General features: G+C 40.3%; 27 protein-coding genes and 1 tRNA gene. 17 read left to right on the top strand and 11 right to left on the bottom strand.

Annotated elements, in window-relative coordinates; translation table 11 throughout:
* The first annotated feature begins 35 nt into the window (after positions 1 to 35).
* Entirely contained in the window at positions 36 to 389 is a 354-nt protein-coding gene (locus tag F887_RS00835; protein WP_005297513.1) for a DUF1304 domain-containing protein, read from the top strand.
* Between the two features lie 153 nt (positions 390 to 542).
* Here the strand turns inward: F887_RS00835 and tenA are convergent, their stop codons facing one another.
* Positions 543 to 1,217: a thiaminase II gene (gene tenA, locus F887_RS00840; protein WP_005297512.1), complete on the bottom strand. Its 675-nt coding sequence runs from the start codon at positions 1,215 to 1,217 to the stop codon at positions 543 to 545.
* 173 nt (positions 1,218 to 1,390) lie between these two features.
* Here tenA and F887_RS00845 point away from each other — a divergent pair, with 173 nt between their 5' ends.
* From F887_RS00845 to F887_RS00860, 4 genes are all read left to right on the top strand, one after another.
* Positions 1,391 to 2,473 (top strand): DUF475 domain-containing protein, encoded by a 1,083-nt coding sequence (locus F887_RS00845; RefSeq protein ID WP_005209435.1) that lies wholly within the window; start codon positions 1,391 to 1,393, stop codon positions 2,471 to 2,473.
* Between the two features lie 157 nt (positions 2,474 to 2,630).
* Positions 2,631 to 3,992 carry an MFS transporter gene (locus F887_RS00850; protein ID WP_005297511.1) on the top strand — a complete coding sequence of 454 codons (1,362 nt, stop codon included), beginning with the start codon at positions 2,631 to 2,633 and terminating at the stop codon, positions 3,990 to 3,992.
* 51 nt (positions 3,993 to 4,043) lie between these two features.
* Entirely contained in the window at positions 4,044 to 4,625 is a 582-nt protein-coding gene (ssb, locus tag F887_RS00855) for a single-stranded DNA-binding protein (protein ID WP_005297510.1), read from the top strand.
* Positions 4,626 to 5,040: 415 nt separating this feature from the next.
* The gene (locus F887_RS00860) at positions 5,041 to 6,477 is read left to right on the top strand and encodes an amino acid permease (RefSeq protein WP_005297508.1); all 1,437 of its coding nucleotides are present in this window, start codon (positions 5,041 to 5,043) and stop codon (positions 6,475 to 6,477) included.
* Between the two features lie 140 nt (positions 6,478 to 6,617).
* Here the strand turns inward: F887_RS00860 and F887_RS00865 are convergent, their stop codons facing one another.
* Positions 6,618 to 7,295 (bottom strand): hydrolase, encoded by a 678-nt coding sequence (locus F887_RS00865; protein ID WP_005147577.1) that lies wholly within the window; start codon positions 7,293 to 7,295, stop codon positions 6,618 to 6,620.
* Between the two features lie 135 nt (positions 7,296 to 7,430).
* On the opposite strand from F887_RS00865, the gene F887_RS00870 reads away from it, so the two are divergent.
* Positions 7,431 to 8,351, top strand: a complete 921-nt coding sequence (locus tag F887_RS00870; RefSeq protein WP_005297507.1) for a LysR substrate-binding domain-containing protein — start codon at positions 7,431 to 7,433, stop codon at positions 8,349 to 8,351.
* Positions 8,352 to 8,360: 9 nt separating this feature from the next.
* Here F887_RS00870 and F887_RS00875 read toward each other — a convergent pair whose 3' ends face one another.
* Positions 8,361 to 9,308, bottom strand: a complete 948-nt coding sequence (locus tag F887_RS00875) for a LysR substrate-binding domain-containing protein (RefSeq protein WP_416201973.1) — start codon at positions 9,306 to 9,308, stop codon at positions 8,361 to 8,363.
* A gap of 50 nt (positions 9,309 to 9,358) precedes the next feature.
* Positions 9,359 to 9,985 (bottom strand): isochorismate family cysteine hydrolase YcaC, encoded by a 627-nt coding sequence (gene ycaC / locus F887_RS00880; protein ID WP_005297505.1) that lies wholly within the window; start codon positions 9,983 to 9,985, stop codon positions 9,359 to 9,361.
* Positions 9,986 to 10,271: 286 nt separating this feature from the next.
* Between ycaC and F887_RS00885 the strand changes: the two genes are divergently transcribed.
* The 4 genes from F887_RS00885 to F887_RS00900 all read left to right on the top strand — a co-directional run bounded on the left by F887_RS00885 (position 10,272) and on the right by F887_RS00900 (position 14,136).
* On the top strand, positions 10,272 to 11,138 hold the full coding sequence (locus F887_RS00885) for a pirin family protein (protein WP_005297504.1): 867 nt from the start codon (positions 10,272 to 10,274) through the stop codon (positions 11,136 to 11,138).
* Positions 11,139 to 11,571: 433 nt separating this feature from the next.
* Positions 11,572 to 12,870: an FAD-dependent oxidoreductase gene (locus F887_RS00890; RefSeq protein ID WP_005297503.1), complete on the top strand. Its 1,299-nt coding sequence runs from the start codon at positions 11,572 to 11,574 to the stop codon at positions 12,868 to 12,870.
* A gap of 2 nt (positions 12,871 to 12,872) precedes the next feature.
* Positions 12,873 to 13,706 (top strand): SAM-dependent methyltransferase, encoded by an 834-nt coding sequence (locus tag F887_RS00895; RefSeq protein WP_005297502.1) that lies wholly within the window; start codon positions 12,873 to 12,875, stop codon positions 13,704 to 13,706.
* Positions 13,707 to 13,713: 7 nt separating this feature from the next.
* Positions 13,714 to 14,136 (top strand): GFA family protein, encoded by a 423-nt coding sequence (locus F887_RS00900; protein WP_005297499.1) that lies wholly within the window; start codon positions 13,714 to 13,716, stop codon positions 14,134 to 14,136.
* Positions 14,137 to 14,145: 9 nt separating this feature from the next.
* On the opposite strand, the gene F887_RS00905 is transcribed toward F887_RS00900, so the two are convergent.
* Positions 14,146 to 14,221 (bottom strand) — tRNA-Thr (locus F887_RS00905).
* A 100-nt stretch (positions 14,222 to 14,321) separates the two neighbouring features.
* Positions 14,322 to 14,648, bottom strand: coding sequence for a gamma-glutamylcyclotransferase family protein (locus F887_RS00910; protein ID WP_005297498.1), 327 nt, complete (start codon positions 14,646 to 14,648; stop codon positions 14,322 to 14,324).
* Positions 14,649 to 14,981: 333 nt separating this feature from the next.
* Between F887_RS00910 and F887_RS00915 the strand changes: the two genes are divergently transcribed.
* The 3 genes from F887_RS00915 (at position 14,982) to F887_RS18910 (ending at position 20,745) form a co-directional block, all read left to right on the top strand.
* Positions 14,982 to 15,713, top strand: a complete 732-nt coding sequence (locus tag F887_RS00915) for a Fic family protein (protein ID WP_005297497.1) — start codon at positions 14,982 to 14,984, stop codon at positions 15,711 to 15,713.
* Positions 15,714 to 16,326: 613 nt separating this feature from the next.
* The gene (locus F887_RS00920) at positions 16,327 to 18,624 is read left to right on the top strand and encodes a hypothetical protein (RefSeq protein ID WP_005297496.1); all 2,298 of its coding nucleotides are present in this window, start codon (positions 16,327 to 16,329) and stop codon (positions 18,622 to 18,624) included.
* 294 nt (positions 18,625 to 18,918) lie between these two features.
* Positions 18,919 to 20,745, top strand: coding sequence for a YagK/YfjJ domain-containing protein (locus F887_RS18910; protein WP_005297494.1), 1,827 nt, complete (start codon positions 18,919 to 18,921; stop codon positions 20,743 to 20,745).
* Positions 20,746 to 20,822: 77 nt separating this feature from the next.
* On the opposite strand, the gene F887_RS00925 is transcribed toward F887_RS18910, so the two are convergent.
* The 5 genes from F887_RS00925 to F887_RS18715 form a co-directional block, all read right to left on the bottom strand.
* Positions 20,823 to 21,344: a hypothetical protein gene (locus F887_RS00925; RefSeq protein ID WP_005297493.1), complete on the bottom strand. Its 522-nt coding sequence runs from the start codon at positions 21,342 to 21,344 to the stop codon at positions 20,823 to 20,825.
* Between the two features lie 110 nt (positions 21,345 to 21,454).
* On the bottom strand, positions 21,455 to 21,880 hold the full coding sequence (locus tag F887_RS00930; RefSeq protein WP_005297492.1) for a hypothetical protein: 426 nt from the start codon (positions 21,878 to 21,880) through the stop codon (positions 21,455 to 21,457).
* Between the two features lie 50 nt (positions 21,881 to 21,930).
* On the bottom strand, positions 21,931 to 22,080 hold the full coding sequence (locus F887_RS18720; protein ID WP_005258418.1) for a hypothetical protein: 150 nt from the start codon (positions 22,078 to 22,080) through the stop codon (positions 21,931 to 21,933).
* A gap of 9 nt (positions 22,081 to 22,089) precedes the next feature.
* On the bottom strand, positions 22,090 to 22,368 hold the full coding sequence (locus tag F887_RS00935) for a hypothetical protein (protein ID WP_005297490.1): 279 nt from the start codon (positions 22,366 to 22,368) through the stop codon (positions 22,090 to 22,092).
* A gap of 74 nt (positions 22,369 to 22,442) precedes the next feature.
* Positions 22,443 to 22,580: a hypothetical protein gene (locus F887_RS18715; protein WP_171067411.1), complete on the bottom strand. Its 138-nt coding sequence runs from the start codon at positions 22,578 to 22,580 to the stop codon at positions 22,443 to 22,445.
* 516 nt (positions 22,581 to 23,096) lie between these two features.
* On the opposite strand from F887_RS18715, the gene F887_RS00940 reads away from it, so the two are divergent.
* From F887_RS00940 to F887_RS00955, 4 genes are all read left to right on the top strand, one after another.
* Positions 23,097 to 23,330 (top strand): hypothetical protein, encoded by a 234-nt coding sequence (locus tag F887_RS00940; RefSeq protein WP_005297487.1) that lies wholly within the window; start codon positions 23,097 to 23,099, stop codon positions 23,328 to 23,330.
* Between the two features lie 37 nt (positions 23,331 to 23,367).
* Positions 23,368 to 24,417: a DUF932 domain-containing protein gene (locus F887_RS00945; protein ID WP_005297485.1), complete on the top strand. Its 1,050-nt coding sequence runs from the start codon at positions 23,368 to 23,370 to the stop codon at positions 24,415 to 24,417.
* Between the two features lie 204 nt (positions 24,418 to 24,621).
* Entirely contained in the window at positions 24,622 to 24,894 is a 273-nt protein-coding gene (locus F887_RS00950; protein WP_005297484.1) for a hypothetical protein, read from the top strand.
* 140 nt (positions 24,895 to 25,034) lie between these two features.
* On the top strand, positions 25,035 to 26,147 hold the full coding sequence (locus F887_RS00955; protein ID WP_005297482.1) for a YqaJ viral recombinase family nuclease: 1,113 nt from the start codon (positions 25,035 to 25,037) through the stop codon (positions 26,145 to 26,147).
* Positions 26,148 to 26,195: the final 48 nt, after the last annotated feature.

The raw sequence follows: 26,195 nt of genomic DNA, 5'->3' as shown, positions 1-26,195 counted from the left end.
CTTCCAATGTAGTCATCATAAAAAGGAAAAATCAGATGCTTGGACAATTACTTATCGGACTCATCGCATTATTGCATGTCTATATTTTGGTGTTGGAAATGTTTCTTTGGGACAAGCCTTATGGCCTAAAAGCCTTTGGCAATAGTCTGGAAAAAGCACAGCTCACTAAAGTGTTGGCACAAAATCAGGGGCTTTATAATGGTTTTCTTGCCGCAGGTTTATTTTGGTCATTACTGGCACCCGCTACGTATGCAATCGCGATTGCCAATTTCTTTTTAGCCTGTGTGCTGATCGCGGGTATATATGGTGGTTTGACTGCCAGCAAGAAGATTATTTACATTCAAGCGGTGCCCGCATTGCTTGCTTTAATTGTGGTGAATGTTTTTTAGTCGGAAGATAAAAGTAGGTTTTCGATGAGGTTTATGCTTTAATGCACTCAGTTTGAGATGAGCCTCATACAGTATATCGGACGATACGATATACGACTAAGCCCCTAATAGGGGCTTTTTTATGTCTATAGAAAATGCAGATAAGGATACCGTTTAGGCTTGATCCAGACCTAACCATTGACGTTGTTGGTAGGCGCTGTCCCAGAATAACCATTCCAGTTTTGCGCCCATGGTATAGGCTGCGTGCATTTTCGCCAAAGTATCTTCATCACAACGTGCAGCAACTTTATCAACCGTTGCAATCACATTACGCACTGCCGTATTAAATTCTTCACCTGCATAGGTATCGATCCAGGCTTGGTAAGGGTTATTTTCGACCGATTGATTGACGATATCTTTACCTACTTCTGCATAAATCCAAAAACATGGCAGGAGTGCTGCCAAAATCACAGGGTAGCTTTCTGACCATGCTGTTGCTGTTAGAAAAGAGGTGTAATGATGGCAGGCAAGGGTCAGCGGTGTGCTTTCAAACTCGGTTTTGCTGATGTCAAATTCCTGCATAAAGTCACTGTGTAAACTGCGTTCCACAATAATGGCAATTTTAGCCGCTTCAGAAAATTGAATCACATCATCTGCTTCATAGGCCTTTGCCGCAGCAACAGCGAGAGCACGACCATAAGCCAATAAGTAATGTGCATCTTGAATGACATAGTGACAAAAGGCTTCACGGTCTAATGAACCTGCTGCAAGTTCTTGATTAAACGGGAGTGCTAATATTTTTTGATATAAATCTTGATTACGTTGCCAAACATCTTGAGAAAACGTCATGGATTGAACCTATTAAAGCAAGCCTAAAAGAAATCTGTCAGCACTATAACAGAGTCTCGTCGCGATAATTTTTTCTTCAAAATAAGTGCAACAATCTTTTGTCTATTTCAACTCAAACTCGCCTACAATAGACACATTTTTATCCCCCCGACAATTTGAATAAAAGGTTGCTCATGAAGCATTTCCGTTTCTCAATTTTCTTTACGGTAGTGTGTTTAGCACTATCTGCCTACTGGGGCTATACGCACGGCCCAGAAGCAGGCGTTGCGACGATGCTTAAGGCATTAACAATCACTGCAATTTTGGCAGTGATGGAAGTTTCTTTATCATTTGATAATGCGGTTGTGAATGCATCGGTATTGCGTGGTTGGGATCATTTCTGGAAGATGATTTTCCTAACAGTGGGTATCCTGATAGCCGTATTTGGTATGCGTTTAATTTTCCCTGTTGTCATCGTGGCTGTGACTGCGGATATGGGCATGATTGAAGTGGCTAAATTGGCATTGAATGATCCAAAGACCTATTCAGAACGCTTAATGGCACATCATGCTGAAATTGCAGCATTTGGTGGAACGTTCTTATTGTTGGTGTTCCTGAACTTCTTCTTTGATGATGGTAAAGAAACCCATTGGTTTAAATGGTTAGAAGCGAAACTAGCGCACTTGGCTAGCGTACCTGCAATGTCTGTTTTCCTTGCTTTGATCGCGATGATTATCATGGCTGCAAATGTGGAAGAATCAGCACGTTTGGCAGTGACCATGGCAGGTATCTGGGGCATCGTGGTGTATATCGGTGTGCAAGTACTGAGTCATTTGTTGGGTGGCGAACCTGAAATTGATGAAAATGGTAATGCTGTGACTCATGACTCAAATGGCGCAGCGACAGGTGTAGTCAAAGCGGGTTTTGGTGGTTTCCTTTATCTTGAAGTACTTGATGCATCGTTCAGTTTTGATGGTGTGATCGGTGCATTTGCGATTACCAGTGATGTGGTGATCATCATGCTCGGTCTGGCAATTGGTGCGATCTTCGTTCGTTCAATGACCATTTATTTGGTTGAGAAAGGCACCTTAGATGCATACATTTTCTTGGAACATGGCGCGCATTATGCGATTGGTGCTCTGGCATTTATCATGATCGCAAGTGGTACGGGCTTGCATGTACCTGAAATCGTGACCGGTTTAATCGGTGTTGCCTTTATTGTTTGGGCAGTCATCGCCTCGATCCAATATAGCAAGCGGGAACAGCAAGCCTCTTAAGTTTGCTTTCAGCTTGATTCGATATGATAAATAAAGGAGCGAACATCGCTCCTTTATTTTTTCTCCGCAGAAAGATTGTGTTTTTCATAATCTACTTACAACCTTTGTAGGCGAATGGCTTATAATTCGCTGAGCCAGTTATAGTGTCTTATCAACAATGAATGCTTTAGAACGCCGTTCAACCTTTGCCTTAAGTAGCATTTTTGCCTTACGCATGTTGGGCTTGTTCATGATTATTCCTGTCTTTTCAGTGGCAGGACAATCCTATCAATACGCGACGCCAGCCTTAATTGGTCTTGCGGTTGGGGTATATGGCTTAACCCAAGCAATTTTACAGATTCCATTTAGCTTATTGGCCGATCGTTTTAGCCGTAAACCTCTGGTGGTACTCGGCTTATTGCTGTTTGCAATTGGTGGTGCAATCGCAGGTTTATCTGACACGATTTATGGTGTGATTATTGGTCGTGCGATTGCAGGCGCAGGTGCGGTTTCGGCTGTGGTCATGGCTTTACTGGCCGATGTAACCCGTGAAGAACAGCGTACCAAAGCCATGGCTGTGATGGGGATGAGTATTGGTTTATCCTTCGTTGTCGCTTTTAGCTTAGGGCCGTGGCTCACCAGTTTAGTCGGTATTTCAGGCCTATTTTTTGTCACCACGATTATGGGCTTGGCAGCGATTTTAATGTTGCTGTTGGTTCCTAAAGTCACACGGCATCATCGCAACTACCAGCAGGGCTATCTGAATCAGCTGAAACAAGTCATCCAAATGGGTGAGCTGAATCGTCTGCATGTTTCGGTATTTGCACTGCATTTATTGCTGACAGCGATGTTTATCTATGTACCTTCGCAGTTGATTGAATACGCACAAATTCCATTGGCGAAGCATGGTTTAGTTTATTTGCCATTATTGGTTATCAGCCTATTCTTTGCCTTTCCAAGCATCATCATTGCGGAAAAATATCGCAAGATGCGTGGCATTTTCCTTACCGCAATTGCTGGGATTATCGGTGGTTTATTAATCCTGATTTTTGGTTACGAATCTAAGTATGTGTTGCTCGCTGGACTTGGATTATTCTTTATTGCCTTTAATGTCATGGAAGCTTTATTGCCGTCTTGGTTATCCAAAGCAGCACCGATTCAGTCTAAAGCGACTGCAATGGGTGTCAATGCCAGCAGCCAGTTTTTAGGGGCATTCTTTGGCGGTACTTTGGGTGGTCAGCTTTTGATGTTACAGAATACTGCGCTCGGGTGGAGTGTGCTCACGGGGATTGCTATAATATGGCTGCTGATTAGTTTTGGTCTGGCTCAGCCGAGATATTTATCTTCCATTGTGTTGCCTTTACCTCAGGCCATACAAACAGATGAATGGACTTCAAAACTGTTGGCGATTCGTGGTATTGAAGAAGTCGTGGTGATGCCAGAACAGCAAGTTGCGTATATTAAAGTCGATAAACAGCGCATAGATGATGTTGGGCGACAAGATTTAACGCACTTGATTGGCAAAGAGGTAGCCATTTAATCATAACTCTTATAAAGTAAAACATAGAAATATATAGGATGAAGACAGCTAATGCGTGGTGTGAATAAAGTTATTTTAGTAGGTACTTTAGGTAAAGATCCAGAAACAAAAACTTTTCCAAATGGTGGATCGTTGACTCAATTCTCGATTGCGACCAGTGAATCGTGGATGGATAAAAGTACAGGTGAGCGTAAAGAGCAAACAGAATGGCACCGTATCGTGTTGCATAACCGTTTAGGTGAAATTGCTCAACAATATCTGCGTAAAGGTTCAAAAGTGTATATCGAAGGTTCATTGCGTACCCGTCAATGGACAGACCAAAATGGTCAAGAGCGTTACAGCACGGAAATCCGTGGCGATCAAATGCAAATGCTTGATAGCCGTCAACAAGGCGAGCAGAGCGGTGGTGACTTTAACCAACCACGTTTTAACAACAATAATAACCAAGGTGGTGGTTACCAAAATACAGGCTATAACAATAACAACAACCAAGGTGGTTATGGTCAAGGCGGTGGCAATCAAGGCAATTATGCGGGTAGCCCTCAGGCAGGTAATGGTTTTAATACACCAAAAGCAGCGCCACAACCCGCTGCCGCAGCACCTGCTGATTTAGACGATGATTTACCGTTCTAAGCTCAAAGCATAGAAAAAAAGCGAGGATAACTTAGGTTATACCTCGCTTTTTTATTGGATTATTTCTACAGCCATAACACGATAAGTACAATGGCTGTCTATATGACGTCAATGCTTTTATTTTTAAGAAATAAATTAGAAAAAACCTCTGAAAGCTGACCTTAAGCTCCTCCTGTTTTGTATAGAAGCGCTGAAATTGGCTCTTATTTTTATTGTAAAAGTGGCTCTTGTTTGTTCACTGCTTAAACGACAGATTAAGTGTATTGAACGTATGCATACGGAAAGTGTCGGTTTAGTCATATAAAGATCCATGAATGGATGATGAACAAAACGACTAAATTTTTAGAGAGTATTTTTTATTTCAGAGTTCGCTGCTCTGGAGTATGAGTATTCCCCATATGTTAAGGAAAATAATATGGCAGTACAGCCTGATTGTTCTGAGCCTAATCGAGCCCAAGGTTTACAAAGTGGATTGAAGTCTCGCCATCTGACCATGATTTCCATTGCTGGCGTGATTGGTGGTGCACTGTTTGTTGGCTCTGGGAATGTAATTTATTCAGCGGGTCCAGCCGTCATATTGGCTTATGCCTTAGGTGGTTTGTTAGTCCTTTTTATTATGCGCATGCTGGCTGAAATGGCTGTTCTTAATCCAGATAGTGGTTCATTTTCCACCTACGCGGACCGTGCGATTGGACGTTGGGCAGGGTTTTCAATCGGCTGGCTGTACTGGTGCTTTTGGACACTGCTCATGGGGTGGGAAGCTTATGTCGCAGGTAAAATCCTACATAGCTGGTTTCCTTTTATTCCCATCTGGGGATATATGTTATTGGTGATTGTTTCTTTGATTTGGGTAAATCTAAAAGATGTCAAAAGCTATGGTGAGTTTGAGTTCTGGTTTGCTTTAATTAAAGTCGTGGCGATTGTCATATTTTTAGTGATTGGTAGCTTAGCCATTCTGCACTTATGGCCGTGGGGCGAAATTTCTCAGACTAATTCAGGGAACCTTTTATTCCAAAAAGAATTCATGCCGAATGGTATTGCACCTGTAATAACGGCTTTGTTGGGGGTGATGTTTGCCTATGTCGGAGCTGAAATTGTGACTGTGGCTGCGGCGGAATCAAAAAGCCCTGAGAAAGAGATTCGAAAAGCCTCTAATTCTGTGGTCTGGCGTATTTTATTGTTCTATGTCGGATCAATGTTGATTACAGTCTGTTTAATTCCGCACGACAATCCTTTATTGAAAGATCCGACTTGGGGCACCTATAGTGTCACGCTGACGGCACTTGGGATTCCTGAAGCACGTCATATTGTGAATTTTGTTGTACTCACTTCCGTATGTAGTTGTTTTAACTCAGCACTGTATACCTGTTCCCGTATGTTATTTTCACTTTCCAAGCGCGGTGATGCCCCAAAATGTTTGGCTTTGACTAACCGTCAGGGGAGTCCATGGATTGGTGTTTTATTTTCCAGCCTATTTGCTCTCGTTGCCGTGTATTTAACCGCGACAGAAAGTATGAATGTCTATGATGTTTTAATGATGGCAACAGGAACGGTCGCTTTATATGTGTATTTGGCGATTGCATGTTCTCAGTTACGGATGCGGAAAAAATATGAACGCGAAGGTAAACATATCGACTTTAAGATGTGGTTTTTCCCATGGATTACCTATGCCGTGATTTTCGTTATCATTGGGTCATTGGGGGTGATGTTGGTCGAAGGGACTTATTTTAAAGAAGTTACTTATACTTCAATGCTAGCCTTGTCGATTGTATTGGTTGGATTTTTGGTTCAGAAATCGAGCAGGAGCAAAGTCGAGAAAAATGCCTTGCTGCAAGAAAAACAGTCGATCTAAACGTAGATCACTAAAGAAGCCTCATGGTCTTGAAAGCGAATGATCCAAGATTTGAGAAATATCTAGAAATAGATCGAAAGTCTTAAAATTTGAAAAGGCATAAAACTGAATTTTTATGCCTTTTTGGTCGGCGGTGCTTTTTAGCGTGCAGAATCTAAGGTTTCATGATTGGTCACGACTTCTTGAGCTTTGCTATAACTTTCAATCAGAAGCTGATACGCAGGGAAAATTTGCGTATAAACCTGAGCCCATTCCAGTGCATCGTCTCGGTTCCAAGTGCGCTGAATTTCAGAAGCGACTGCTGCGGTATCCATTGGCACTACGCCTGCTTGCACTACACGTGCCAAGGTAATTTCTTCTGCCATTTTGCTATAGGTACCAGAAGCATCAACCACTGCAAAGACTTTATAGCCGTCAGCAACTGCACTGATTGCAGGGAAGGCCATACATACGCTGGTGATGGTTCCAGCAATAATCAAGGTATTGCGACCAGTTGCTTTGACTGCTTTGACAAAGTCCTCGTTATGCCATGCATTGATTTCACCTTTACGTGCGACATATTGTGCATGTGGTGCATTGGCATGGATCTCAGGAATCAAAGGACCATTTGGACCTTGTGGTACTGACGCTGTGGTAATGACTGGAATGTTGGCTAAACTTGCGATTTTGGCAAGTGCCGCAGCACGCTGACGTAACTCAGGCATTGGCATATCGCCGACGGTTTGGAATAAGCCGCTTTGGTGGTCAATCAACAGCATTACGGCATCATTGACATCGATGACTGGTGCTTGACCATTGAAATTTGCTGGCATTGTCATTGTTGTATCCTCATCATGTTATCGTTGGTATAATTGATGATATAGGTAGGACGATGGCTGAAAAATATCTTTAATAGGATATATTGTCATATTAAAAGAACAATCAACCCCTGCACTCAAGTCGAGCAAATAAACATGAAAGATTTAAATGACTTATATTTCTTCGTCAAGGTGATCGACTGTGGTGGTTTTTCGGCAGCCAGTCAGGAATTGATGGTCACCAAGTCTCTATTGAGTCGCCGTATTGCCGAATTAGAGGAGCGGCTTGGGGTGAAGTTAGTAAATCGAACCACCCGACAGGTGTCGATTACCGAAGTGGGTAAAATTTATTATCAGCATTGCAAAGCCATGTTGATTGAAGCCGAGGCAGCTGAAGAAGCGATTGAGTTTTTAACGGCTGAGCCACGTGGACTCATTAAGCTGTCTTGTCCGACCAATTTGTTGCATATCAATATTAGTCCGATGCTGAACGAGTTTTTGCAGCTTTATCCTAAAATTAACCTGCATGTCGAAGCAACCAATCGCCGTGTTGATTTGATCAATGAACGTTTTGATTTGGCGATACGGATTCGCCCTTTGCCTTTAGCAGATAGTGAGTTAATTGTGCGAGAACTGGCTTTGGCGCGTCAGTTTATTGTTGCCAGTCCAGATTTATTGCATCAGTTCTATTCAATTACTGAGCCACAGCAATTGACCCAATTCCCGATTTTGATGATGGAGTCCTTTGCACCTGAGTATTATTGGCAGTTATTTTCTCATGATCAGCAAGAACTCAAAGTTCAGTGCCATCCTCGCTTGACCACCACTGATTTAACCGCATTAAGAGAGGCCACTCTACAGGGTTTGGGGGTGGCTAAATTACCAGAATTAATGGTGGCGGAAGATATTAAACAGGGGCACTTGATTCACGTTTTACCAGAATGGCAGCCCAAAGCGGAATTGATCCATTTGGTTTATACATCGAGACGAGGATTACTCCCATCGATGAAATTATTGATCGATTTTTTGGTGAAAAAATTTGCTGAATTGAAGCAACAGAATTCAGTGCTCTATTAAAAAACTGCACTATAAAGAATAGCCACTGTCAGTTTTTGCCAATTCACGTAGACCCTCCATGAGCGTTTCAATCAGCTTTTCGACCACCAAACGTTGGCCTTTACGAGAAGCATAGACCAATTGCACTGTACCCCGATTGGACTTCCATTCAGGTAGTAGATGAATCAGTTTGCCTTTTGCAATATCGGCTTGCACGGTGAGATAGGGGAGATCAGCAATCCCAAGACCATCGCTGACGGCATAATATACACCAGCCAAATCATTGCTTTTAACTCGGGGTTGATAAGGCACATCCACGCTTTCATCGCGGTTGACATGACATAAATGCCAATAGTATTGATGTTTTTGAATGCCCAAAGCCACGCTCGGGTAGTGCTGTAACTCTGAATAATGCTGAATAGTTTTGCCTTCTAATAATTCCGGTGCGGCCACTAAACAATGCTCGGTGCGAATTACATCACGGACGATGAGACTGGAGTCCTGATTTGGCTCAAAACTGGTTCGAATCGCGATATCGATATCGTCATGCAAGACATCAACGCGACGGCTGGTGAGTTCTAAAGAGATTTCAACTTTTGGATAGCTTTTCAAAAACTGATTCAGTAATTTCCGAATTTGGAAATGCATCATCAAAGGCGGGCAGCTGATTTTAACGATACCTTGTGGTTCATTTTTTTGTTTGAGCAAGACATTTTCCGCACATTCTACTTGTGCAATCACTTTGCAGCATTCCTCATAGAACTCTTGACCTAATTCCGTGACCTTAAAATGACGGGTGGTTCGCTGAATGAGACTGACATTAAATTTATGTTCAAGTTCAATGATGCGACGACTGAGTTTGGATTTGCTGATATTTTCAGCTTCGCTGGCCGCACTGAATCCGCCATGTTTCACCACCAGATAGAAATAATGAAAGTCATCAAATGAATTGATCAAAGCAAGTCGAATCCAATAAATATTGAAAGATTAGAATAGCATTAACTATCCTAATCTTTTCTTCGCAAGCTTTATTTTTGAGCAGTATTTTGTGTGTAACTATTCATTAAGTTGCGATAGTCAGGAATATGGTTAGAGAATAATGCACCCAAGCCTTCAATATCATTACGCCAGTCACGATGTAATTCACATGCCATCCCAAACCAAGTCATCAATTGTGCACCTGCCTGTGACATACGATCCCACGCAGCATCGCGGGTTAACGCATTGAATGTTCCCGAAGCATCGGTAATCACGAATACTTCAAAACCTTCTGCCAAGGCGGACAGTGCAGGAAAGGCCACACATACTTCTGTGACCACGCCGGCAATAATTAATTGTTTTTTTCCAGTGGCTTTAATGGCTTTGACAAAGTCTTCATTGTCCCACGCATTGATTTGACCAGGACGGGCAATATAAGGCGCATCAGGAAACATGTCTTTCAGTTCTGGTACTAATGGACCATTGGGGCCATTTTCAAAACTGGTGGTTAAAATGGTCGGTAGATTGAAATATTTAGCGGCATCGGCAAGTGCTAATACATTATTTTTGAATTTATCAGGATCGATATCTCGAACCAAAGAAAGCAGACCTGTTTGGTGATCGACCAACAGCACGGCAGCATTGTCTTTATCTAGGCGAATATAATCTTTAGTCATGGTTGTATCCTCATGTTTTTGTAAAAAGAATTTAAAAAGAGCAGCTCTTTTTAGCTATTGCTTGGAATTATGCTAGATAAATTTTGAGGGTAGATGAAGGGCAAAAAATGAGATAAACAATATCAAAAATGGGATGATTGATAGCATCCCGAGCAGTATCTAGTTTTATTAATTTAATTGTCCTATAGATAGAATAATGTGTTGCTAATCTATGGCTATAAGCAAGATTCACGGAGGCGTAAAATTAACCTCATGAACAGAACTTCTACGCTATAGGAGAAACCGAATGAAAAAAATTCTTGGTGTGTATCAAAACAAACACATGCACTGGGTGGGTGATGGTTTCCCAGTTTATAACTTGTTTTCTTATGACCGTTTAGGCCAAAGCATCAGTCCTTTTTTGCTGTTGGACTATGCGGCACCTTATCGCTTTGATCCAACCACAGCGCAGCATGGCGTGGGGTCGCATCCACATCGTGGTTTTGAAACAGTAACCATTGCCTATAAAGGTGAAGTGACACATAAAGACTCAAGTGGTGGTGGTGGCACCATCAAAGCGGGTGATGTGCAATGGATGACTGCGGGTGGTGGTATCCTGCATCAAGAGTTTCATTCACCTGAGTTCGCTCATCAAGGGGGTTTATTTGAAATGGTACAGTTGTGGGTGAATTTGCCAGCGCATTCAAAAATGACCCCAGCGAAATACCAAGCGATTGAAGCAGATCAAATTCAGCATATTGCACTGGATGATGCAGGCAGTGAAATGCGTGTAATTGCAGGTCAATATCAAGATACTGCGGGCGCAGCAACTACTTTTAGTCCAGTCAATGTGTGGGATGGCACCCTGGTTAAAGATCAGCAACATACCTTCTATGTAACCGAAGGCCATACCACTTTATTGGTGCTGCTCTCTGGTCAGGTTAGCTTAAATGGAAGTCAAAGCATTGAAGCACCGAGTTTGGTGGTGCTGAGTCGAGAAGAAATTGACTTTAGTATGAAGGCCGAACAGGACAGTAAATTTTTGATTTTGACAGGCCAACCACTGAATGAACCGATTGAAGGTTATGGACCTTTTGTCATGAATAGCAAAGCGGAAATCGTCGAAGCAGTTCGTGATTTCAATAGCGGTAAATTTGGTGTAATGGAAGCCTAATTGATGAATTAAATCAGTTGCTTATATAAGAAAGCCTATCACTCCGTTAGAGTGATAGGCTTTCGCTGTAAGGGTCCTCTATTGATTTTTTTAATATTATGTCACTTATAATTATTCAGCTTGTTATGTGACTTTGTTCTCGTTATTGTTAAATAAAAATAGCACTAATCTGGGGCTTTGCAAAGCGTGTAAAGTGCTGAAAATGAAAAAATATAGAATGTTCTGTATGTTTTTATGTCCTAAAATGTAATAAATTCAAATTTTTCATTATGTTACGATTGAAATGCAAATTGTGATAAAATGTAACAAGAATCCAACAACGATATTACGACAAAAGTCTGGCAGAAGCCTCGAATCTGGTATTTTTTAATACCGCGTTTCGCTTAACTATCGGTCATAATCAAGAAAAATCATCAACTGATGGGACATAATTTTGGATATTGCAATTATTGGCAGTGGAATGGCAGGACTTGCCTCAGCCAGAATCCTACATGATGCAGGGCATAAGGTTACTATATTCGAAGCACTTGCTGGACGAGGCATGGATAGTCATAGTATTGATTTTGATGGTGGTATTATTGATGCCCCATTACGTGTAATGAATCCAAAGCTTTGGCAAAATACGCTCAGCTTGGCAAGCTACTTGGGCATTGAAACCTTTCCTGTCCGTACGTTTATGGCTTGCAGTTGGTTGTTTGAAGATAAGACTGATACATGGCTGACCACATCGCGCAGCCGTATTGGCAATTTCCCAATTATTAATAACCGCAAAGGCATTCAGCAATATGGTTGGCGTTTGGTCAAAGGCATGTTGCAGCTGAAAACCGCGGTGCACCAATTCTTTAAATCGGATAATCAAGACATCACCTTGGCCGAGTTCATGAATCAATATCATATTGAGGAAGTGTTCTGGCATGGTACAGTGATGCCAGTGCTGTACACGATTTGTACGTGCCATCCCAAAACCATCGGTGAATGGCCTGCCAAACCTTTACTAGAATTTATCCGTCAGTTGACTGAAGGTGAAGCGTTATTGCGGATGAAAGGTGGCACACCTGCGCTAGTCAATCGCTTGATTGAAGGTATTGAAATTCATAGCGGTTCTCCAGTTAAAAAAGTGGAAGAGCAGGGCGAAAAAGTTCTGGTGGAAAATGAGCAAGGTGAAAATCAGTTATTTGATCGTGTAGTGATTGCGACACCTACGCCAGTGATTGAAGATTTTCTCAAGCAGCCACAATTTGCCGAAGACATTGCCTTATTGAAAAAGTTCCGTTTTGAACAAGGTGATTTAGTCATTCATACCGATCCAATTGTGATGCCAGAGCGTCGTAAAGATTGGGCGGTGTTGAGCTATATGATGGATCGTAAATTTACCCGTCAGCAATTTACCGTGTGGATCAATGCGATTGAACCTAGCTTGGTTGGTAAAAATGCCGTGTTCCAGACGTGGTGCCCTGTGATTGATATTGATCCGAAGAAAATTATTTCCAAGGTCAAACTCACCCGTGCAGTAGTCGATTCGGAAACGGTGGCCCTGAATAAACAAATTCAGCAACGCCATTTAGATTTAAATCGCAAAGTATTTTATTGCGGTTCATGGTCATGTGATGGCTTGCCAATTTTAGAATCAGCAGTAACCTCTGCGATGCATATTTCTGAAATTTTAGGCGCCTCTGTGCCATTTGTTGGATTAAAACCGAAAGTAGCCGTTGCGCCTGAACTCGGCTATTAAACATGGCCACCTTCAAGCAAGCACTGATTGAAAAAGTCATTGTCATTGGGCATAAATATGCGATTGATGCCAAACGGCTCGGTGATGATGCATTGCTTGCTTGGAGTAATTTAGGCTTTTGGCAAGGCCAACATGATAATTATCCACAGGCCTGTCGAAGTCTGGCCGATCAAATTGCACGATCGATTCAACTGAAATCCACAGATCGTGTTTTAGATTTAGGCTGTGGACAAGGCGCAAGCCTATTACATTGGTTGACGCATTATCAAATTCAACAGCTCAGTGCAGTTGAGCTACAAGCTGATTGCGTCAAACGAATTCAAAAACAATTGCCACAAGTGCAAATTCATTGTGAATCTTTTTTGAATTTAAAAGCCCTGCAATTTTTGAATTCATTTGATGTGGTGCTGTGTATAGATGCCGCCTATCACAGTCATTTGAATTCATTTCTCGATTCAGCTTCTACTGTTTTAAATTCAAAAGGCCGCATCGCTTTTCATACCCTGATGTGGTCAGAGAATTGGCAGAATTGTACTTATCTACAAAAACAGAAATATCACTACCTGTTGAAAAGTGCAGATGTGAATTGGCAACACTTGATGGATCAGCAGCAGCTTGTGCAAATTTTGGCGCAGCATGATTTTACTGACATTGAAATTCAGGATTTTTCTGAACCTGTATTGAATGGTTTTGCGGAATATATCGAAACACGAAAAATTGAAAAAACAGCTTTTGATTTGGCCCAACTCAAAATAAACATGACTGCCAAGTTGTGCCGAAAACTCTACCAAGATGGATTAGTACGTTATATTCAAATCAGTGCAGTAAAAAAGTGAGAACAAGATGCCAAATGAATATAAAGGTTCATGCCTGTGTGGGGCAGTGAGCTATCAGGCGGAAGTTACGCCACGTTATCGTTTTAATTGTCATTGTCGTGACTGTCAGAAAGCTACAGGCAGTGCCTATGCACCGATTGCGTTCTTTCATCAATCTGAATTGAAAATCGAAGGCGAGCTGAAATATTTTGAATCTTTCGGTTTATCAGGCAAGCCGATCCGCCGTGCATTTTGCCCCAACTGTGGTTCGCAAATGTTTGGTTTACCAGAACTCGTACCTGAGATGATTTCAATACGTGCAGGAACACTGGATGATCCAAATCTGTATCAACCGCAAGCAGAATGTTTTGTGAGTCATGCAAATGAATGGGATCTGTTAAATCCGAATATTTCGCATTTTGAAAGAATGATGGGGAAGAAAAGAGAATAAAGAGAGAAATGGTGCCGGCACACGGATTCGAACTGTGGACCTACTGATTACAAGTCAGTTGCTCTACCAACTGAGCTATGCCGGCAACGTGGCGAGAATTCTACAGAATCTGTTTAAAAAAACAAGCGAAAAAATGAGCAAACAGATAAATTTAATTGAATCGTCGAATTTTCGCCAATTTTAACTTATGTATTGAGCGCATAAACAAAGGAATCAACGATTTCGCCTGTACTTAAATGCGCTTTGACGGGCACACGTTGATAGCCTGCACCTTCGAATTCATCCAGTGCTTGCCAATGTTGTTCTAGGTTATCTGAGAAAAATACAAAGCCAGAGACCTTTTGATCTGTTTGATCTAAAACAATACCCGGAAAGCCCAATTCAGCTCCCCAACCTTGTTGTTTGAGTGTGCCAAAGACATGTGCGTCTGCCCATGTACCACCAATATTTTCCATAACATGGGCATTGGGACGGTTGGGCCCTAATGTGCCGTAAACAAATAAACTGAGCATAGTGAAAGGTAGGAAAGTAAAAGAAATAGGGTAGCAAAAATGGGAAAAAATAGGTTTGAGAATACAGCTATTATTATTGATTTTTTTAATTAAAAAATTCTGGCGAGAGAGGGAATAAACTTATCAATTTAAAGGTATGATAATTAATGAAACTTAAAAATGATATTTTATATTTTACCCCTAGTTATACCCCCAACTGCATGAAGGTACTAACTTAGCTACTCAGCTATTGTTCTTAATATAGCATGGAACCCTTATCGTAGCCTGTGTGATTTTATTGGCATCATTTTTCAGTATATGATCATTTAATTACATACTAAATAAGAGACTAGCATGTTTGAGATCATTGATGATTTAAAAGTTAAATTAGATCAGCATCTACCTCTATCACCTGCGATTGTCAAAAATCTACATGAAGATTTAGTCCTACGCTGGACTTACCATTCCAATGCGATTGAGGGTAATACTTTAACCCTATTGGAGACCAAAGTTGTTCTAGAGGGTATTGGGGTAGGAGGTAAGGCATTAAAAGAGCATTTTGAAGTTATCAATCATCGTGATGCAATCTTGTATGTCGAAGATATTAGAAAAAAACAAGAATCCTTTTCAGAGTGTCAAATTCGGAGCATCCATCAATTGATCTTGAAAAATATTGATGATAAGAATGCTGGGCGATATCGCCAGGAGAACGTATTAATTTCAGGTGCTAGAACCAATCTGCCAGACTACAATTTGCTTAATCAAAAAATGGCTCAGTTTATAGATTGGTATAACACGGAAGCTGATACATTGCATCCAGTTGAGCGAGCAGCCAAAGTCCATGCAGATTTCGTTGGTATCCATCCTTTTGTTGATGGGAATGGTCGAACATCTCGGTTACTGATGAATCTGGAACTATTAAAAGCTGGCTATCCACCCAGTGTGATTACTGTAGAGAATCGCTTGGCCTACTATGAGGCCCTAGATCAATGGATGGCTTATGGTAATACAGAACCATTCATCAATTTGATTGGTGGAGTTGTACTGGATGGATTTAAACCTTATCAGATGGTTTTGGGGATTTAATTAATTCGTATTTGGGATAACAGGCTAAAATCCAGTGACGTTGTAGTATCTATCGTCTGTGTACTGATCGAGAGATAGATCATTATCCAAAGTGAAATTTATTAGCTATCATTTCTCGTTATATTGTTAAGATTTTTTAAATAATAATTTACTTCATATAGTTCAAAACTATAAAGCTTTAGTTAAGCCCTGTTAGGACCCTATTTGCTTCTCACCACCCTATTTGGTTTTTGTAAGCTATAAAATTTCTCTTTGCTCAGAAAAGCCATTTCACGTCTTTGTTTATTTTTCTCTCCTATAGCCTTTTCTATCTGTTAAGGGTTATTCGTGCTGTTTTCTTTAATCTACCTATGTGTATGTGTACTTATCCTATCAATCATCTTGCCGTTGAGTAGATTTTATTGATTTGATAGAAAATATATCAGAATTTCTTATTTTTAATCACATATATAATATTTATCGATGGATTGATGTACTTTAATTTAAGAAATAAATATAAATATTTAATAGAATAAATTGTAATTAATTAAGGATTAATATTTTTAAATATTGGAATAATATAATTTTTGATTTAAATTATAGATTATAACTTATTGCTTTAGATTATTAAATTATGGAAATGGCATACAAAATAAATGATAGGGATTTTTTTAAATTATGTCAGTTAAAGTTTCCAGTCTACCTAGCAGATTGCCCTAGTTCGGAAGCATGTCATTTTTCTATTTTTAGAGAACATATTGATGTCTTAGAGTTGCTATGGGGAATAGAAAAAAATTTAGACAATCAGAAAATTTTACAGTCTCTAAGATTGATCAGTCTGATGAGTAAAACGGAAAGCATCTTCAATGAATTATTTCAAGAGCAGAATGAAAGTCTTGGAATTTGGGGGCTTAATGGTTCGATTGAATTTGAGTGGTTTCATACACTTTTATCTATAGCACGTGATAATTCAAAACTAAATATTTCCCTACCATGGGAGCTTCTGTCTTTAAGAGCAGGTACTAAAGTTGATCTTCATTATTTAGTTAATCTAATAAGAAGTATCAAATTTCGCTTAGATCAAAGAGCAGGTTCCCTGTCTAAAAGTTTTATTAAAATCTCAAACTTTTTGATGGAAGAACAGAAGTATGAGGAGGTTTTCTCTTTATATAAAATGTATGGATCGCTTTTTACAGTCTGTTTAAATTTCCACTTCCCAAATGGAAATTCCCTTTTTAATTATGATATGTTTGCTCGACAACGAGACAAAGATATCGATTTTATCAAAAAGAACATTTTGGAAAGTGATCCAGGATTGGTAAAAGCTTTTTATAAAATTGAGGATGATGGTAAGCGAGGATTAAAGTTCAGCTGTATTCTGATTTATGCGGGTGGCGCAAAAAAAGTAAAGCAAAATTTGATCAGCATTATATCTAAAAAATTGGCTGATCTTGTCATTGATTACCCCATTAATTTAGAGGATTGGGGGGAGAAAATTGATCAAATTGCTTATTCATCTGTGCTTGGGAACCTGAATAATGAAGAGCAATTAAGACGTTTTTTTTATTGGACTGTTAGTCCTTATTGTCGCTATGAACAGTTTTTTAGGTTAAGCACAAATACGAATTTCAACACTCTCTTATTGGTCAATCGAGAATACTCAAAGATATATTTAGGCGCAAAACAAGATAAATTTGCTGACTATGATCAACCTCTAAATGTTAGGAAATTCAATAATTATAGTGCTAGTGTTAATTTGGTCTGGGACACAAAGCATTTAGATAAAGTTCTACAAGAAAAAAATAAAGCAGTGCTGATTTACTACCGTGAACTTCAACTCGGGGATGAGCATGGAAAACTGTATGATCCTTCCTTTTTGCACTATCTCGGTATTTTTATAGATAACTTGGCTCAGCAAAGAGAGCCATTTTTTATTCTCACCTTTGGAGCTGTGAATCAAGAAAAACAGATACGGGTTACTCGCTTAGGTAATCAATTGCTCTTTCTTCTTGAAAAATTTGTTCCATTAGGGATTGATGCATTTGAAGCACTTAATATTTATAACCAACGGTTATACGGTCGATTTGATTTGCTGCTTCAGAGCGTTATTTGGCTCAAAATGCGGGAGATCATACTCAGCAGAGATATACGTTTAACAGTCAATCAAGTGAAAGCTTTAAATGAGGCACGTGAGAAAACGACCTTTGCCAGTGGCATTGACCCCCATACGGTTCGAGTGAGTAATTTGATTTCTATTTCTGGGGTTCAGAAGGTTCTTTATAAGGATGAGCATTTTGCCTACTATGAGAAGAGGACAGTTGATACAAAAAAATATGTTCAAGCCTTTTTTAAACAAGATCGAGTGTTAGCGAGATTTCAAATTGTTTATGATTGTCCCTATTTCGATAACGAGGTTTTAAGGAGTGCTTTTTCGGCATCCTTTACTGAATTTTTGCGCCTTAATAAACGTACTGAACTATTGCGCGACTTAGTTGGATATTTTTTAGTTTGGTTAGATGATTACCAAAATAAACCATACATTGATTTGGTAGTTATTTTAAATTGCACGGATGAGTCTTTTAAAAATCAAGCCAGCCTTGCTTGGAAATTGGATCGAGCATGGGAAGAATTTCTATTACGTCGCCAATTAGAGTCTGGTCCAATACAGCCAGATTCATTTTCCTCAGTTGTTAAAGACTTACCCATCATGCAATCCGCACATGCATTAAATCAGCATTCAGTTGTAGTCGAAAGTTTGAATAAGGAGTTACAGAAAGAGATAACACAGTACCTTGTCCCGTACTTCACCTATAGACATTTCTTTTTACCATATCATATTGAGAACAATAAAAAATTATCTAATGCTGCTCAAAAGGTAAAACTATTTAGCCGAGGCGCAGCATTGAAAAAGAAGAAACCTATTCAAAAGTAGTGGCGTAATGCATGAGAAATCCGATGACCTAACTCTCGCTTAGTTCAATTTAAGTTATTTCACGTTTTTATTGGAAGTTTTGTAATTGTAAATGTCTGACTTTAGCGAAAAGTTCTTGTTTAGGCTTAGTGGGTATTTAATACAATATATATACTAACCCTATATAAAACGTAATCTTAATAACAACTCTGAGCATGGTTTAGATGAAGTGAGTTGTTGAGAGAAAGAGTTACTGATGTAAAAAGATATTTATAGCTCTAGTCATATGAACTTTAATCCCAAGGATAATTTCGTATGAATACTCAAACTACTACTGTTAACGAATCTGAAATACTTATTGGCATTGAACAATTTATACAACGTGTGTTGTATACACCTCGAATGAGTGATCAGGAATTCACTCAACGTCTACTTGAATTAGTTCCTCTATTCGAAATGATAGAAGATCGAGATCTAAATTACTGTCGAAGCATAGAAATCTTTAGGTTTGTTATTGAGAAGTTAAAGCTAATGGGTAATGTCTCAATACCATATTACCTAAGGTCATATGATACTGAGCAGATCAATGCTCTTAAGAGTTGTATTTGTGAGAGCAGTCGCGAGATTGACGACGAGGTAAAGGCTTTCCAGCAGCAAGAAAAACGTAATAAAAAAAGTTTGTATCAGTACCTAACAAAATTGACTCAGCACTATGCCAAATTATTATTCGTACGTGTTGATTTAGGAATACAGTTTAAACATCAATTTGATGTTGGGATTGAAGAGTTCAATTTTTATATGCGTAGACTGTTAAAGCGAGTGCATGATCAGGATACATGCTTTCAGGGTTTACAAGGTTATGCATGGGCGATTGAGCAAGGTGAGAAAAAAGGATATCACTGTCATTTGTTATTGATCTACGATGGACACAAACATCAGAATGACTTTGGTTTAGCTTCAATGGTTGGAGAATGCTGGAACGAAATCACAGAAGATCAGGGATACTTCTTTACTTCTAATACGCCTGAATATAAAAGCCGATTAGAACAAAAGGAGGTATTGGGCATAGGTATGATACATCGTGATAACCCTCAACAAGTACTGAATGCAATCAATGCAGCGATGTATTTGGTCAATCCTGAAAAGGATGGTCAGCATTTACGTGCTTGGGTGGATTCAATGCGTACATTTGGTCGAGGTCAGTATGATTTAGGCTGGCGCAGGGACAGGGACAGTAGCATTATCCCTACATCTCTAGTTAATCAATCTCAAGTACTTATTGCGATTGATCGATTCATACATTCCGTGATTCATGCTCAAGTGGATGATCAGCAATTCAAGCAACGCTTGATGGAATTGGTCCCTTTGTTCCAGTCGATAGGTGAGCCCGATTTAAAATACAGTTTAAGCATAGAAGCATTTAAAAACATTATTCTGTTGCTAAAAAAATCTTGTACTGATTTTTCACCCTGTATGATTGAGCTTTTTGATACTCAACAAATCAAAGAGATTCGAGATTATATTACCGATCGTACAGAACTTCTTAAAGTAGATTTAAAATGGCTTGTTGATAAAAACGTAATAAATATAAACAGGTTAGCCAAGTTTCTTAGGGGGTTAACTCGAAACTACACTAAACTTTTATTTGTACGTGTTGATTTAGCCATACAACTGGAACATCAATCCAAAGTGGGTATTAAACAGTTTAACGCTTACCTGCGTATTTTGTTGAAACAAATACATGATCAGAATTGTGGTTTTAAGGGGATGTTAGGCTACTCGTGGTCGGTTGAGCAAGATGAAGATATGGGTTATCACTGTCATTTGTTATTGATCTATGATGGGGAAAAACATCAAAACGATTTTGGATTGGCTTTGCAGGCTGGCCAACGTTGGATTGAAATTACAAATGGTCAAGGCGTTTTTCTTAATTTGAATGCACCTGAGTATAAGAGTCAATTTGAGCAAGACGGTAAATTGGGAATAGGTATGATTCATCGTGATGATCTTCAATCCGCACCTAATATTATCAATGCTGCGACGTATCTGGTGACTAGTGATAAGGAAGGTCAGTATTTGCGTGTTTGGGAGGATTCAATGCCAAATTATGGTGAAGGACATATGAACATGATTGGAGTATGAATGGTTTAGATTTGTTTATTTAAACCTTTGGAACGGATGTGTAATTCTATTTTGAATTACACATCTTATTTATTTCTCTATTGAATACGATAAGCATAAGTACCATTGGCAGTACTGATGCTGACCTCACGAATATACTCCGCTTTACAGCGTGGATAGGCGAGCGCAACTGAGCCATAACGCATGTTGTTATAGTCGTATATTCTGGTTATCGCACAATTACCACGATTGACTAGAATCCCGGTAATGGAGGTAGGTGAGTCATTCAGTGAAATGATATCGATCTTATCAATATAACCACTCATAGTGCCTTGAGATTCGGCACGATAGACTTTGATGTCAAACTCTTCCTGTGCAGGTTGATTTTCAGCAATTGGCTCAAGGGCAGGATCGACATATTCCTGTTCAGTAGAGTCAGCTTGAGGCACACTGACTTCTAATTCACTCAGATCAGTTTCAAGAATACGTTTGGTTTCTGGATTAACTTCAGTTCGTTTCTGATGGGTTGCTTCAGTCTGTTCAGCTTTGTGCGAGGGGTTACATCCACTCAGCAAGGATAGTAACAAGGCTGAAAGTAGAAAGGGCTTCATGTTCGGCATGACAACCTCCTAAAATGTTTTCTGCTCTTTAATCCATAGGACTTTGATATTTTGCGCTGATCAAGAAAACGGATCGAAGAGCAGAAGTTTAAGCGTAATGGGATTGATTTTTATCGAACTGACTTATTCTCGAGGTAGAGCAGAACAGCCATGCCTTGTGCATAGACGCGCTCATCTGCTTTAGAGCTATCACCACCTTTGAAAAAAACTGCATCACCTGCATTTGCTAGGGCAATGGCACGATTAGAATTCAGTGTGAAACCTTTCCAGAGTCCATAGCCATCCCCATCCTTGGCATAAGATTTGACATTGATACCATCAAGCTTGAAATTGTTTGGGATGGATTGCCATTCCTTTGCTAAGGCATAGAAAGCATTGCATTTGATATTGCCTTTACAGCGCTGGACCTGTGGTGCTGATTGAGGTTTATTGTAGACTTTGCTCATACTCACCACATCTGCATGACTCAGTGTTGCACCGAGTATTCCGATGACGAGTGTCCCACCTTGTAAAAAACGATTGATATGTTTGTTCATAAAAAAGAATCCTGATTATTGTTGTTGAATCGGTTATTACTTTATTAGGGTTAGTTAAACATTGAGATCGGCCAGACAATGGCTTTACCCAGGTTATAGGCATAACTACGATCTGCTGTGGCACTGCAACCTTTTAAGTAGGCTGAGAACAGCAGGGCAATCACGATATAAATCCCGATCAGATAATGTTTGATTTGCATGCTGTACTCCTAGCGTGACTGACAGACTTGAGCAGCACGAAGCATTTGCTCAGTAAAGTCACGAGGTAGATCAAGTTGGCTAACATTCTGTTGACCTAACTTTTCCATAACGCTAGGTGAATAATGTGCTTCCAACTTGTCATAGACACAGGAACAGGTTGAACGATCAGTCCCACCAGACTGACAGCCAGCATTAAAGTCACGTTTGGATTTGCTTTCACAGCCTGCCATAGAAACAGCAGCCAGCAGTACAACACCCATGAAGGGCAGATGATAAAATAGAGACATGATGATTCTCGTCATAAAAGAGGATGATCGATGCCTGACATTAAAATTGGTGTAACTACGGATTGAATGACTTATTACGGTGGTGGTTTATTCCAACCTGCCAATGCCATCAATATATAGAATAGGATCACCAAAGCCATAAAACCTAAAAAAGCAGGGCCAAGCCAGATCACGACACCAATGATTAAAATCAGACGCGCAAAAATCTTCACAGCCGCAGCAAAGGAATGCTGTACGACTTGAATGAACGAGATGAAATTGGAATAAAGCTAAACGCTAAAAAAGAAACAGTCATGATTGACTCCTGTATGTAAATGGAGTTCTACCGCATCACTGTCAAATAATGGTGGCAGAACGAAAAGGGGTTGACAGACTGGACATACAGAACCAGCACGCGCGGACGCGTCCCCCTCCCGTTCTACCGCAAAGGGGGACGAGAAGGTTTTACGCACAAGAATGACTCAGACGAGTAAACCCTGATGCGCTGTATGAAACGGTCTGTCAAAACCGACTGACCATGAGGGTCAGCAAGCCCATCATAATCATAACGATTTATCAGGTCAATTCGATTTGTTCCGATGTTTTGTACAACTCAGTAAAAAATGAACAAGCATACGATTCCAAATTATTTCAAATACATATTACTGAAATGAAGTAACGCCAAGCAGCGTCCGAATAAGGTCTGCAACAGCGTTTTAAACAGTCATTTCAAACATTGGAGAACGATGATGTCGTATTTGGAAAATGAAGAAGACACCTACAGCCCACGCTTTCGAGAAGCACAACCTTTGCAACTCAGCCTTGCCAGTGCACCAACCACTTTGGCAGTACTAGGTATGAGCTTAGCGAAGTCGATGGGTTTCTCACCGCTCATTGGTGGTGTAGCTGGTGCTGCCTTGGGCGGTGTGATTTTAGTACTGGCAGATCAAACTCGATCACCGATTGGCACAACTAAATACTGAGTACGCAATTAACAGCAGAATGAGAAGGACAAATCTTATGGCACATTTAGTAGAAACAATGGCATTCACAGGACAGACCCCTTGGCATGGTTTAGGCAATCAACTGACACCGAATCAACCTTTAGAGGTCTGGGCACAACAAGCAGGCATGGATTGGCGGATTGAATCCTCTGATGTCAGTTACATGGCTCAAAACCAACGTGGTCAAAGTATCATTATGCCCTTTGAGGAACAGCGAGTACTCTATCGTTCAGATACTCACGCACCCTTATCCGTGGTCAGTCAACGCTTTCAGGAAGTCCAACCCATGGAAATCCTGCATTTCTACAAAGATCTGACTGAACAATCAGGCTTTGAACTGGAAACGGCTGGGGTGCTGAAAGGCGGTAAGAAATTCTGGGCATTGGCGAAGACTGGACAGAGCGCAGCACTCAAAGGCAAGGATGTCAGCAATGGCTATATTTTACTGGCAACTGCCTGTGATGGAACATTGGCGACGACAGCACAATTCACCAGTATTCGTGTGGTGTGTAACAACACTCTGGCGATTGCGCTCAAAGGACAAAATACCAGTACTGGTGTAGTTAAAGTGCCGCATAGCACCAAGTTCGATGCCGAGAAAGTCAAACAGCAACTCGGTATCTCGGTTCGTGCATGGCAAGACCACATGTATGAAATGAAGCAACTGAGTCAGCGTAAGGTAACTCAGCAAGAAGCAGCCACTTACTTTGATGCGGTATTTAACAATACCAACTTGAGTACAGTGGAACAGGATGAAAGCATTATTCAGTACTACCGTCATGCAGCGATGCCCAGTCAAATGAACTCATCTAGATCAGACAATAAAACTGAACCGAATGGACGAGCGATGTCTAAAGTCATGACCATGTTTAACGGACATGGACGAGGGGCAGAGCTCAGTTCAGCTAAAGATACAGCTTATGGTTTGCTGTGCTCTATAACGGAATTTGTCGATCATGAGCGACGAGCCATGAGTAGTGATCATCGACTCGATTCAGCTTGGTTTGGGGCAGGAGCAGCAATCAAGCAACGTGGATTAGAACAAGCACTTCGGATGGTGGTTTAGCTTAATTAGCCTAAGCAAACTTCAACGCGATATTTAACACTGTGACACTTTTCGCCACATCAAATCTGATGTGGTTATTTATGTCGAAAATATGGCCTAACCTGTTAATAGTTATAAGTAAATGCAATGAATTGGTTGAAATAAAATCAGTTATCCATAATGATAACGATGATTCACTTGGTCATTCATTCTAGGAGGTAGATCATGTTTGATGTGCAATATTCCGAAAATGTCTCGATTCAGCAATTATCTGATGACGCATTCTTATTAAAAATTAATGATGCAAAGGTTTATCAGTATTTGTTGACGCAATGTGAAAAGGAGTTTGGGTGGGAACGTTCAATACAAAAGTCTCAAAACTTTTTTAATGGTGACATTGAATATCTGATCAATGTTTCAGATATCCCTTTAGAAAACTTTGGACGAGACTTTTTTATGCTAGAGCCTGAGCTACTCAACAACATTGCAAAAAGTTAATACTTAAATTTAAGAGGCATTGATCGACGATCAGTGCTTCGATACACCATTATTCACGCTTTCGCCACATTTCCCCAAATGTGGTTTTTTTATGCCCGAAATTCAGCTTTTACGATTTTACCCATACTGGAATATTTTCTATGAATAGTCATACGCAAATTCAGAACACCCTAAATCATCCACCCTTACAACCCTACCCAATCAAGATTGAGACAGAACCTAAAGTTGAAGTGGGGACTCGAAGTAAACGCATACCCAAGAAAACCAATCATCTACCCGCAGCTAAACGACTCGCCAATACCAAACAGATGAATTACCAGCAATGGTTGGAAGTCAGAAAACAGGGCATTGGTAGCAGTGATGCAGCAACCGCCTGTGGTCTAAACCCCTATATGTCGATGTTGGAGTTATGGATGATCAAGACAGGTCGGATGCAACAAAACATCGAAGACGAAAGTGCCGGCTATGCACCGCTTTATTGGGGAAAGCAACTCGAACCACTTGTAGCTCAATACTACAGTATGCATACCAATCACAAGGTGCGTCGCGTCAATGCAGTGCTACAGCATCCAGATGAAGACAAACATTTTATGCTTGCCAATCTGGATTATGCCGTGGTCAACAGTGATGAAGTGCAAGTTCTAGAATGCAAGTCAGTCGGAGAATATGGCGCAAAACTATGGCGGGATGGTGTACCGCTTTATGTCCTTTGCCAAGTACAACATCAACTCGCAGTGACAGGCAAACAGGCAGCACATATCTGTGCCTTAATTTGTGGACATGAAACCAAAATCTATAAGGTGACGCGTAATGAAACCGTGATTCAGCACATCATCAATGCCGAACGTCATTTCTGGCAATGTGTCGAAACAGGTATTCCTCCAAGTGTTGATGCATCCGATTCAGCAGCCAAAGCCTTGCAACAGCTTTACCCAGAACAGATTCCTTTATTGGTAGAGGACCTGACCCAAAATGAACAAGCCAATTACCTATTTAACCAACTATTAGAGGAGCGACACAAAGCTGAACAACATCAACAGTATTTTGATGAGTTAAAACATCAACTACTAATGATGATGAAAGATGCTGAACGAGCAGTGTTTCTAGGTGGTTCTGTGACTTGGAAGAAATCACAAGACTCGATTAGCCTCGACAGTAAATCACTTCTCAAACAGCATCCTGAATATCTACAGCAGTTTCCACAAACCAAAGTGGGAACACGAAGATTTCAGATTTACCCGAATGGTGGATAAGACTGAGATACCGAAATCCGCCACCCAAACCAATCGATCCCATACCGC

Source organism: Acinetobacter sp. NIPH 2100 (assembly GCF_000369805.1).
In the GTDB taxonomy this organism is placed as follows: Bacteria; Pseudomonadota; Gammaproteobacteria; order Pseudomonadales; family Moraxellaceae; genus Acinetobacter.
Note: the sequence above shows the minus strand (reverse complement) of the source record. Positions and strands in the feature narration are given on the sequence as shown.